Annotated in this window: 11 protein-coding genes; 9 read left to right on the forward strand and 2 right to left on the reverse strand. The window is 69.3% G+C overall.

Annotated elements, in window-relative coordinates; translation table 11 throughout:
• Window positions 1-42: 42 nt before the first annotated feature.
• Window positions 43-2472: an immune inhibitor A domain-containing protein gene (locus tag AB0M39_RS17130; protein WP_365364971.1), complete on the forward strand. Its 2430-nt coding sequence runs from the start codon at window positions 43-45 to the stop codon at window positions 2470-2472.
• 122 nt (window positions 2473-2594) lie between these two features.
• Window positions 2595-2936, forward strand: a complete 342-nt coding sequence (locus AB0M39_RS17135; protein WP_365364973.1) for a hypothetical protein — start codon at window positions 2595-2597, stop codon at window positions 2934-2936.
• A gap of 392 nt (window positions 2937-3328) precedes the next feature.
• Here AB0M39_RS17135 and AB0M39_RS17140 read toward each other — a convergent pair whose 3' ends face one another.
• Together AB0M39_RS17140 and AB0M39_RS17145 are read right to left on the reverse strand one after the other, a co-directional pair.
• Window positions 3329-3913, reverse strand: a complete 585-nt coding sequence (locus tag AB0M39_RS17140; protein ID WP_365364975.1) for an isochorismatase family protein — start codon at window positions 3911-3913, stop codon at window positions 3329-3331.
• A 154-nt stretch (window positions 3914-4067) separates the two neighbouring features.
• Window positions 4068-5396 carry a nicotinate phosphoribosyltransferase gene (locus AB0M39_RS17145; protein WP_365364977.1) on the reverse strand — a complete coding sequence of 443 codons (1329 nt, stop codon included), beginning with the start codon at window positions 5394-5396 and terminating at the stop codon, window positions 4068-4070.
• A 92-nt stretch (window positions 5397-5488) separates the two neighbouring features.
• Between AB0M39_RS17145 and clpS the strand changes: the two genes are divergently transcribed.
• The 7 genes from clpS to AB0M39_RS17180 form a co-directional block, all read left to right on the forward strand.
• Entirely contained in the window at window positions 5489-5803 is a 315-nt protein-coding gene (gene clpS, locus AB0M39_RS17150; protein ID WP_365364979.1) for an ATP-dependent Clp protease adapter ClpS, read from the forward strand.
• Window positions 5803-6396 (forward strand): DUF2017 domain-containing protein, encoded by a 594-nt coding sequence (locus AB0M39_RS17155; RefSeq protein WP_365364981.1) that lies wholly within the window; start codon window positions 5803-5805, stop codon window positions 6394-6396. The genes clpS and AB0M39_RS17155 overlap by 1 nt, the downstream gene beginning before the upstream one ends.
• A 484-nt stretch (window positions 6397-6880) precedes the next feature.
• The gene (locus AB0M39_RS17160) at window positions 6881-8311 is read left to right on the forward strand and encodes an amino acid permease (RefSeq protein WP_365364983.1); all 1431 of its coding nucleotides are present in this window, start codon (window positions 6881-6883) and stop codon (window positions 8309-8311) included.
• Window positions 8312-8413: 102 nt separating this feature from the next.
• Complete coding sequence (locus AB0M39_RS17165) at window positions 8414-8836, forward strand: M67 family metallopeptidase (protein WP_365364985.1); 423 nt, start codon at window positions 8414-8416, stop codon at window positions 8834-8836.
• A gap of 202 nt (window positions 8837-9038) precedes the next feature.
• On the forward strand, window positions 9039-9155 hold the full coding sequence (locus AB0M39_RS17170) for a putative leader peptide (protein WP_365364987.1): 117 nt from the start codon (window positions 9039-9041) through the stop codon (window positions 9153-9155).
• 112 nt (window positions 9156-9267) lie between these two features.
• A complete protein-coding gene (locus AB0M39_RS17175) occupies window positions 9268-9555 on the forward strand; it encodes a MoaD/ThiS family protein (protein WP_365364989.1) in 288 nt (95 codons plus the stop codon).
• A gap of 1 nt (window position 9556) precedes the next feature.
• On the forward strand, window positions 9557-10486 hold a 930-nt coding region (locus AB0M39_RS17180), incomplete at its 3' end, for a cysteine synthase (protein ID WP_365364991.1).

Genomic DNA, 10486 nt, shown 5'->3' on the forward strand with positions numbered 1-10486 from the left:
TTCGGTCCGCTGGCGACGGAGCGCGGGGGAGGACACCATCAAGTGACCAGCAAGCGACGGACGCTCAGAGCGTCCGCGGTTCTCGTGGCTCTGGCCGCGACCACCGCGACGGCCTCGGCCTTCACGAGCGCCCAGGCCGGAGGCCAGAAGTCCGCGGACCCGGCGGCCGGCATCGAGCGCCACGACCCGGCGCCCGGAGCGGTCGACAAGGCCCATGTCGACCACGACCTCGAGGGCCCGTACAGCAAGCAGCAGGAGCAGCAGCGCAAGGCCGCGCTGGAGCAGGTCATATCCGGGGACGCGACCGTGCAGAAGCGCGGCGCGTCCAACGTGGTCAAGCTCGACGACAAGAAGTACGTCGAGCTCGGCCGGGAGAAGACCGACAAGATCTTCACGATCCTGGTGGAGTTCGGCGACAAGGTCGACGACACCACGATGTTCGACCCGGACGGTCCCGACGGACCCGAGCAGCCGGTCAAGAAGTACGGCGGCAGCCCCGGCCCGCTGCACAACAAGATCGCCAAGCCTGACCGTGCGAAGGACAACTCGACGGCCTGGCAGGCGGACTACAACCAGCAGCACTTCCAGGACCTGTACTTCGGTACCGGCAAGGATAAGAAGGGCCAGCAGAAGCAGTCGCTGAAGACCTACTACGAGAAGACCTCCTCCGGCCGTTACTCGGTCGAGGGCAAGGTCTCCGACTGGGTCAAGGTCGACTACAACGAGGCCCGCTACGGCTCCAACTACTGCGGCGACACCAACTGCGCCAACGTCTGGGACACGGTCAAGGACGGCGTCACCGCCTGGGTCGCCGACCAGAAGGCCAAGGGCCGCACGGACGCGCAGATCAAGGCCGACCTGTCCCAGTACGACCAGTGGGACCGGTACGACTTCGACAGCGACGGCAACTTCAACGAGTCCGACGGCTACATCGACCACTTCCAGATCGTCCACGCGGGCGAGGACGAGTCGGCCGGCGGCGGCGCCGAGGGAACCAACGCTCTGTGGGCGCACCGCTGGTACGCCTACGGCACGGACGCCGGCAAGACCGGCCCGTCGAACAACAAGTCCGGCGGCACCCAGATCGGCTCCACCGGCATCTGGGTCGGCGACTACACGATGCAGCCGGAGAACGGCGGCCTCGGCGTCTTCGCCCACGAGTACGGCCACGACCTGGGCCTGCCCGACCTGTACGACACCTCGGGCAAGGGCGAGAACGGCACCGGCTTCTGGTCCCTGATGTCGGCGGGCTCCTGGCTCGGCACCGGCAAGGACTCCATCGGCGACCTGCCGGGCGACATGAGCGCCTGGGACAAGCTGCAGCTGGGCTGGCTCAACTACACCAAGGGCAAGGCGGCGACGAAGTCCACCCACACGCTGGGTGTGTCGGCGTACAACACCAAGAACCCGCAGGCGCTCGTCGTCGAGCTGCCGAAGAAGCCGGTCACCACGACTGTCGCGAAGCCCGCGGAGGGCTCCAAGCAGTGGTGGAGCGACATGGGCGACGACCTCAAGAACACGCTGTCGCGCTCGGTCGACCTCACCGGCAAGTCCAAGGCCTCCCTCGAGCTCTCGGGCTGGTGGGACATCGAGGCCAACTACGACTACCTCTACGCCGAGGTGTCGACGGACGGCGGCGCCAACTGGACGCCGGTGGACGGCACGGCGGACGGCAAGGCGATCACCCGTGACGCGGGCGACAAGCCGGCGCTGACGGGCGTCTCGGGCGCGTACAAGAAGCTCGTCTACTCGCTGGACGCGTACGCGGGCAAGAAGGTCGACGTCCGCTTCCGCTACCAGACGGACGGCGGCGCGGGCGGCAAGGGCTTCGCGGCGGACTCGATCACGATCAACGCCGACGGCGCCCCGGTCTTCTCGGACAACGCCGAGAACGAGGCGGCGGGCTGGACGTCGAAGGGCTTCTCCCGCATCGGCGAGTCCTTCACCAAGGAGTACGAGCAGTACTACCTGGCGGAGAACCGTCAGTACGTCTCGTACGACACGACGCTCAAGGTCGGCCCGTACAACTTCGGCTTCAAGGCGCCGAAGGACGGCTGGGTCGAGCACTACCCGTACCAGAACGGCCTGCTGGTCTGGCTCTGGGACACCTCGCAGAAGGACAACAACACCAGCGCCCACCCGGGCAAGGGTCTGGTCCTTCCGGTGGACGCGCACGCCAAGCCGCTCACCTGGGCGGACGGCAAGCTGCTCCGGAACAAGGTGCAGTCCTTCGACTCGACGTTCAGCCGGTTCCGCACCGACGGCTTCACGCTGCACAACGCGGACGTCCCGCTGCGGATCAAGCCGCAGGCGGGGAACCCGGTCTTCGACGACCGCAAGGGCGTCTACTGGTTCAAGGAGAACCCGACCGGCGGCGTCCAGGTAACTGACACCAACACCAAGATCGCGATCGTCAAGGAGCCGTCGAACGGCCAGACGATCACGGTGAAGGTCGGTCCGTCGACCAAGTAATTTGCGTTCTCGCAGGTCAGAGCATGATCGGCCGTCGCCCTCTAGCGGGCGGCGGCCGATCGTGTTTAGGTGCGTCTAGACAGACCTTATTGACATGCCATCTCACGGGGGAGTGGTTCTGCATGCCCGGCGGAGGTTTCTGCAAGTTGCCGAACGGCAGCGTGGTGGTCGCTTTGAGCCTGCCGAATCCGGCGTCGACGACCGGCGGCACGGTCCGTTTCCTGGTCCACGCGCAGAACCGGGCGCGGGCGCTGACGAGGCTGCGGAATCTGGGCCTGCGGGCGGTCTATCTGCGGGGGAACGCGGAGCCGCCGACCCCGGACGAGATCACAGCGGTCCTGCACCACCCCGACGGCCTCCTCTGGCGCGAGACGCCGGGGGACGGCGGGAGCCTCTGGCACCCGATACGAGCGCTGCTGAGACCGGCGAGGAGCGGGAGCGATTTCAGCCCGTCCGGAGCGTGAGGACACGGCCGTAGACCGTACGGGGGTGACATGCCCTGCGCGGGCGGCCCGCGGGGCGCTGCCCCGGACCCCGCGCCCCGACCATTCAGCCCGTCCGGCGATTGAGGACACGCCCGAAGGGCGTACGGGGGCGTAGCCCCCCGGGGCGACGGTGACGTGCCCTGTGCGGGCGGCCCGCGGGGCTCCGCCCCGGACCCCGCGCCTCAAACGCCGGCGGGGCTGGATTTTCAGCCCGTCCGGCGATTGAGGACACGGCCGAAGGCCGTACGGGGGCGTAGCCCCCCGGGGCAACGGTGACGTGCCCTGTGCGGGCGGCCCGCGGGGCTCTGCCCCGGACCCCGCGCCTCAAACGCCGGCGAGGCTGAATGCGCGCGCCTCAATCGCCGGCTCGCTCAGACCACCGGCTTGCCCGTGAGCTCGACCCCCGCCCCCCGCATCTCCTCCAGCGCTCTGTCCGTCGTCTCTTCCGCCACCCCCGCCGTCAGGTCCAGCAGGACGTGCGTGCGGAAGCCCTCGCGCGCCGCGTCCAGGGCCGTCGCTCGGACGCAGTGGTCCGTCGCGATGCCGACCACGTCGACCTCGCTGACGTCCCGCTCCCGCAGCCACTGCGCCAGCGTCGAGCCGTTCTCGTCCGCGCCCTCGAAGCCGCTGTACGCCGCCGCGTACGCGCCCTTGTCGAAGACCGCGTCGATCGCCCCCGACGCCACCGCCGGCGCGAAGTTGGGGTGGAAGCCGACGCCCTCCGTGCCCGCGACGCAGTGGACCGGCCAGGAGCGGACGTAGTCCGGGGCGTCGGAGAAGTGGTCGCCGGGCTCGATGTGGCAGTCACGCGTCGCGACGACATGGCGGTAGCCGGGCTGGGCCTGGCCGATCAGGTCCGTGATGGCGGCAGCGACATCGGCGCCGCCCGCCACCGCGAGGCTGCCGCCTTCGCAGAAGTCGTTCTGAACGTCCACGACGATCAAGGCGCGATGCATGGCGGGCTTCCTTAGATATGGCAGATACGGCAGATCTGGCGAGCGGGTGTACTGAGCCTAGAGACTCGCGCGGCCCCGGGGGAGAGGGCTTCGCAGCGGGTTCGCGGCCGGGCGCGCCGCCACGCGGCGCCCTGACCCGTGTGCCCCGTAGCGCTCACACGTACTCCGTCCCGATCACCGGCTCGCCCTTCGACAGCTGGATCGCCGACATCGGCAGCGCCGCCCGCGCCGCGGTGTGCCGCTCCCGGGCCGCGTCCAACGGCTCGCGCGCGACCACCTCGCCGCCCTTGACCAGCTCCACGAGCAGCTGGTGGTCGATCAGGTCGGCGGGGACCGCGTCCAGGCCGATCACCTCCGCCTCGGCGACCCCCTCCGCGTCCCGCCGCCGCGCGGCCCACTTGCGCCCGCCCATCGACGACTTCGCGCCCATGGACTTCTTCGCCACCGGCTCCAGCGGCGCCTTCGGGTCGGCCGAGCGGGCGCGCGCCACCAGCTTGTAGACCATCGAGCAGGTGGGGTGTCCGCTGCCGGTGACCAGCTGCGTTCCGACTCCGTACGCGTCGACCGGCGCCGCCGCCAGCGACGCGATGGCGTACTCGTCCAGATCGGACGTCACCACGATCTTGGTGTTCGTCGCGCCCAGCTCGTCCAGCTGCTGCCGCACCCGGTGCGCCACCAGCAGCAGGTCCCCGGAGTCGATCCGTACCGCGCCCAGCTCCGGACCCGTGATCTCCACGGCCGTGCGCACCGCCTCCGCCACGTCGTACGTGTCGACCAGCAGCGTCGTCCCCCGACCGAGTGAAGCGACCTGCGCCTGGAAGGCGTCGCGCTCGCTGTCGTGGAGCAGGGTGAAGGCGTGCGCGCTGGTGCCGACCGTCGGGATGGCGTAGCGGAAGCCGGCCGCGAGGTCGGAGGTGGAGTCGAAGCCGCCGACGTACGCCGCCCGCGCCGAGGCGACCGCGGCGAGCTCGTGGGTGCGCCGGGCCCCCATCTCGATGAGCTTGCGCCCGCCCGCCGCCGCCGACATGCGCGAGGCCGCCGCGGCGATGGCCGAGTCGTGGTTGAGGATCGACAGGATCACGGTCTCCAGCAGCACGCACTCGGCGAAGGAGCCCTCGACCCGCAGGATCGGCGAGCCGGGGAAGTACACCTCGCCCTCCGGGTAGCCCCAGACGTCGCCGCGGAAGCGGTAGGAGGCGAGCCACTCCAGCGTCGGCTCGTCGACGATGTCCCGCTCGCGCAGGAAGCCCAGCACGCCCGGGTCGAAGCGGAAGTTCTCGACGGCGTCCAGCACCCGGCCGGTGCCGGCCACCACGCCGTACCGCCGCCCCTCGGGCAGCCGGCGGGTGAAGACCTCGAAGACGGAGCGCCGGTCGGCCGTGCCGGACCGCAGTGCCGCCTGGAGCATCGTGAGCTCGTACTGATCCGTGAAGAGCGCTGTCGACGGAACGTCCACCGGCAGCCCAAGGTCCGCAGGGTTCATACCGAGGATGCTACCACCACATCTCGTCAAACTGACGAGATGTGGGCGACGGCTAAGGCCCGTTTGTGCGTTGAGCCCCTCTGAGTGGCAGCATGGACCAGGTGAGTGTTGCTCCCACAGAGATCGAACGCCCTGAGTCGGCGGAGGAGACCTTTGCCGTACCCGAGCCGGATGTGCCCTGGGTGACGCTCGTCCACAACGATCCGGTCAACCTGATGAGCTACGTCACCTATGTCTTCCAGGCCTATTTCGGCTACTCCAAGGACAAGGCGCACAAGCTGATGCTCGACGTCCATCACAAGGGACGCGCGGTCGTCTCCAGCGGCAGCCGCGAGGAGATGGAGCGTGACGTGCAGGCGATGCACGGCTACGGACTGTGGGCGACGCTCTCCCAGGACCGCAACTGATGGCCGGGCACTTCGAGGCCGTCCAGGGCGGCGGCGCCGCCGTCGCGCTCGACGAGGTCGAGATCTCGATCCTGCGCTCGCTGTCCGTCCAGCTCCTCGAGCTGATCGGCCCCGGCGACGAGCCGGTCGAGGGCGAGGACCCGCTGGCCGCGCTCTTCGCCGAGGGCCCCAGCGAGCCGCCCTCGGACCCCGCGCTCGCCCGGCTCTTCCCGGAGGCGTACGGGGGGCCGGACGCCGACGAGGCGGACGACGAACTGCGCGCGGCCTCCGCCGAGTTCCGCCGCTTCACCGAGAAGGACCTGCGCTCCCGCAAGCGCGAGGACGCCCTCGCCGTCATCCGCACGCTCGACTCGCTCACCGCCGTCGGAGAGGGCGGGGCCGTGCTCAAGCTGACCGCCGACGACTCACGGCACTGGCTCGGCGCGCTCAACGACCTGCGCCTGACCATCGGCACCCGCCTGGAGGTCAGCGACGAGGACGAGAACGGCGCGCTCTACCGGCTGCCCGACTCCGATCCGCGCAAGCCCATGGTGATGGCCTACCTCTGGCTCGGCGCGCTCCAGGAGACGCTCGTCGAGACGCTGATGTCCTGAGGGTCCGGCGCCCGGGCGACCTGAGTGCCCTGGATGCCCTGGTCGCGGTGCCGTGAGGCCCTGAGCTCCTGAGGGCCGACGATCACCCGGCCGGTCCCGAGGCCCGGCCGGCCCGCGCCCGGCCCGGAGCCCAGTGGCGGAAATCGGGACTTCTCGCGGCCGACTACTCGGCGTCCCGAAGTGTTCGCTCAGCGGACACTCAAATCCGGATAACGATCACGTCACCTCAACGCCCTGGTTTGCTGCGCCCGGCGCCCTTTGTCCGCTTCTTGCTGTGGCCGGGGCCACAGAGCCTCCCGTTGATCATGTTTCCGGCGTGATAAATCTTCACGACCGCCGGGCACGCCACCCATGTTCCCGGGGGCGCTGGTGCCGGCTGATCGCCGGCAGCACTCCATCCACATCCGGGGGGATCAGGACCTGGTCCGCAATGGCGCGGCAGCAGCGGCGCGTGCGGGTCAGCATGGAGAAAGGGCGCATCACCATGACCTCACTGCAGGTCGACAAGCACGACGGCAATGAGGCCGCGGGGGCCGAGGTCGGCGCGGACGAGGGCTACCAGCGCGGACTGGGGGCCCGTCAGATCCAGATGATCGCGATCGGCGGCGCCATCGGCACCGGTCTCTTCCTCGGTGCGGGCAAGGGCATCTCCAAGGCCGGCCCCAGCCTCATCCTGGCCTACGCCATTGCGGGCCTGGTCATCTTCTTCATCATGCGGGCCCTGGGCGAGCTGCTCATGTACCGCCCCGTCTCGGGATCCTTCGCCGAGTACGCGCGTGAGTTCGTCGGTCCCTTCGCGGGCTTCGTCACCGGCTGGACGTACTGGCTCTTCTGGGTTGTCACCGGCATCACCGAAGTCACCGCGGCTGCCACGTACATGACGTACTGGTGGGACATTCCGCAGTGGCTCTCGGCGCTGGTCTTCACCATCATCCTGTACGGCGCGAACCTCATCTCCGTGAAGCTCTTCGGCGAGCTGGAGTTCTGGTTCTCGATGGTCAAGGTGACGGCCATCATCGGCATGATCCTGATCTGCGCCGGCGTGCTCACGATCGGCTTCTCCGACGCCGGCGACACCGCGTCCGTCACCCACCTGTGGGCCGACGGCGGCTTCTTCCCCAAGGGCCTCGGCGGCACGCTGATGACCCTGCAGCTCGTGATGTTCGCCTTCCTCGCGGTCGAGCTGGTCGGCGTCACCGCCGGCGAGTCCAAGGACCCGGAGAAGACCCTCCCCAAGGCCATCAACACCGTTCCGTGGCGTATCGCCGTCTTCTACGTCGGCGCGCTGATCATGATCCTGTCGGTGGTGCCCTGGACCCACTTCCAGCCGGGGATCTCGCCGTTCGTCGCCGCCTTCGAGAAGATGGGCCTCGGCATCGGCGCCGCGATCGTCAACTTCGTCGTGCTGACGGCCGCCCTCTCCTCCTGCAACTCCGGCATGTACTCCACCGGCCGCATGCTGCGTGACCTGGCGCTCAACGGGCAGGGCCCGAAGGCCTTCACCAAGCTGACGAAGAACGGTCTGCCGCTGATCGGCACGACCTTCTCCGCCGCGCTGATGCTGGTCGGCGTCTGGATCAACTACAAGGCTCCGGGCGAGGCGTTCAACTACGTCGTCTCCTTCGCGACCATCTCCGGCATGTGGGCCTGGATCATGATCCTGGTCAGCCAGATCCGCTACCGCGCCAAGGCGGACCGCGGCGAGGTGCCGCAGTCGACCTTCAAGGCGCCGGGCGCCCCGTACACCAGCTGGTTCGCACTGCTCTTCATCGGCATGGTCATCGTGATGATGGGCATCGACAAGGACGCCAGGATCTCGCTGTACTGCGCGCCGCTGTGGGGCCTGATCCTCGGCGTCTCGTACCTGGCGCTGAAGAAGCGGAACCCGCAGGGCGCCGCGTTCGCCAAGCGCTGACCGCCTGACTGCCTGAACGTCTAACCGTCTGACGGTCCAGCATCCGGGCCGGTCCGTACCACCTTTCGGTACGGGCCGGCCCCTCTGCTTATCCTGATCCGCATGCTGACCCTCACCCAGGCCCTGTACGACCAGATCGTCGCGCACGCCCGCGCCGACCATCCCGACGAGGCCTGCGGCATGGTCGCGGGCCCCGAGGGCTCCGGCCGCCCCGAGCGCTACATCCCGATGCTGAACGCGGCCCGCTCGCCCACGTTCTACGAGTTCGACTCGGCGGATCTGCTCAAGCTCTACCGGGAGCTGGACGACCGCGACGAGGAGCCGGTGATCATCTACCACTCCCACACGGCGACCGAGGCGTACCCCTCCCGTACGGACATCTCGTACGCGAACGAGCCCGGCGCGCACTACGTCCTGGTCTCCACAGCGGACGCCGACGGAGCGGGCGACTTCCAGTTCCGCTCCTTCCGGATCGTCGAGGGAGTGGTGACGGAGGAGGAAGTGAAGGTCGTCGAGGCGTACTGAGGCCGGCGGGCGGCGGCCGGGAGCGGGTCGCCCTCGTACTCGCCGCCGAGGCGAACGCCGAGGTCACGGCCTGTCCGGCGGCCCTGCGACGCTTGATCGCGGAAGGGCCGCCGCCCGCCTTCTGTCCGCCTGGCGAGCAGAAGCGGTCCATTATGCGAGATCACATTCCGGAACCCAGATAGGGAATCGATACGATGACCGCATGGTTTTCCACGACGTGAGCGACAAGACGCCGAGCTGTGTGCTGCTCGTGGCGCGCCTGCACGTCGACCTGTGCCGCCTCGCCAGCGCGATGTGTACGGCCCCCGCTGGGCTCTGACCGGGTCAGACCGTCCAGCGCACCCACCGCACCACCCCCTGCGCGGGGGGCCTGAGCCGCGCGCCCGCTATGCCCCCGGCACCCCGCCGCCCTTCCGACAGGAGCCCACGCCATGGCCATCGAGGTCCGCATCCCGACCATCCTCCGCACCTACACCGACGGCGCGAAGGCCGTCGAGGGCAGCGGCGACACGCTCGCCGACCTCTTCGCCGACCTCGAGACCCGCCACAGCGGCATCCGGGAGCGCCTCGTCGACAAGGCGAACGGCGACCAGCTGCGCCGCTTCGTCAACGTGTACCTGAACGACGAGGACGTCCGCTTCCTGGACGGCATCTCCACCAAGCTCACGGACGGCGACAGCGTCACGATCCTCCCGGCCGTGGCCGGCGGCATGGTCTGACATGCGCTACGACTCCCCGCTGGCGGCGGTCGGCAACACCCCGCTGGTCCGCCTCCCGCGGCTGTCCCCGTCGGACGACGTCCGGATCTGGGCCAAGCTGGAGGACCGCAACCCCACCGGCTCGATCAAGGACCGCCCGGCGCTCCACATGATCGAGCAGGCGGAGAAGGCGGGCCGCCTGACGCCGGGCTGCACGATCCTGGAGCCGACGAGCGGCAACACGGGCATCTCGCTGGCGATGGCGGCGAAGCTCAAGGGCTACCGCATCGTGTGCGTCATGCCCGAGAACACGAGCGAGGAGCGCCGTCAGCTGCTCGCCATGTGGGGTGCGGAGATCATCCCCTCGCCCGCGGCGGGCGGTTCGAACACGGCGGTCCGCGTGGCCAAGGAGCTCGCCGCGGAGAACCCGTCCTGGGTGATGCTGTACCAGTACGGCAACCCGGACAACGCGGGCGCGCACTACGCGACGACGGGCCCGGAGATCCTCGCCGACCTCCCCTCGGTCACGCACTTCGTGGCGGGCCTGGGCACGACGGGCACGCTGATGGGAGTAGGCCGCTACCTGCGCGAGAACAAGCCCGACATCAAGATCGTCGCCGCGGAGCCGCGCTACGACGACCTGGTCTACGGCCTGCGGAACCTGGACGAGGGCTTCGTCCCGGAGCTGTACGACGCCTCGGTCCTGACGACCCGCTTCTCGGTCGGCTCGGCGGACGCGGTCACGCGCACCCGCGAACTGCTCCAGCAGGAGGGCATCTTCGCGGGAGTCTCCACGGGAGCGGCGCTCCACGCGGCGATCGGCGTCGGCAAGAAGGCACTGAAGGCGGGCGTACGTACGCCGGCGATCATCGTCGCGGCGCCGATGAGCAGGAAGGTGGTCTCGGCGGCGCCGGTCTCCGCCAGCTCCTCCTTGGCCTTGCCCTGCTCGACC

This window comes from Streptomyces sp. NPDC051907, assembly GCF_040681075.1.
In the GTDB taxonomy this organism is placed as follows: Bacteria; Actinomycetota; Actinomycetes; order Streptomycetales; family Streptomycetaceae; genus Streptomyces.

Coding starts and splice junctions, on each gene's coding strand:
- AB0M39_RS17175 (WP_365364989.1), top strand. CDS start 9,268: ATGGCCATCGAGGTCCGCATCCCGACCATCCTCCGCACCTACACCGAC.
- AB0M39_RS17140 (WP_365364975.1), bottom strand. CDS start 3,913: ATGCATCGCGCCTTGATCGTCGTGGACGTTCAGAACGACTTCTGCGAA.
- AB0M39_RS17145 (WP_365364977.1), bottom strand. CDS start 5,396: ATGAACCCTGCGGACCTTGGGCTGCCGGTGGACGTTCCGTCGACAGCG.
- AB0M39_RS17165 (WP_365364985.1), top strand. CDS start 8,414: ATGCTGACCCTCACCCAGGCCCTGTACGACCAGATCGTCGCGCACGCC.
- AB0M39_RS17155 (WP_365364981.1), top strand. CDS start 5,803: ATGGCCGGGCACTTCGAGGCCGTCCAGGGCGGCGGCGCCGCCGTCGCG.
- clpS (WP_365364979.1), top strand. CDS start 5,489: ATGGACCAGGTGAGTGTTGCTCCCACAGAGATCGAACGCCCTGAGTCG.
- AB0M39_RS17160 (WP_365364983.1), top strand. CDS start 6,881: ATGACCTCACTGCAGGTCGACAAGCACGACGGCAATGAGGCCGCGGGG.
- AB0M39_RS17170 (WP_365364987.1), top strand. CDS start 9,039: ATGGTTTTCCACGACGTGAGCGACAAGACGCCGAGCTGTGTGCTGCTC.
- AB0M39_RS17135 (WP_365364973.1), top strand. CDS start 2,595: ATGCCCGGCGGAGGTTTCTGCAAGTTGCCGAACGGCAGCGTGGTGGTC.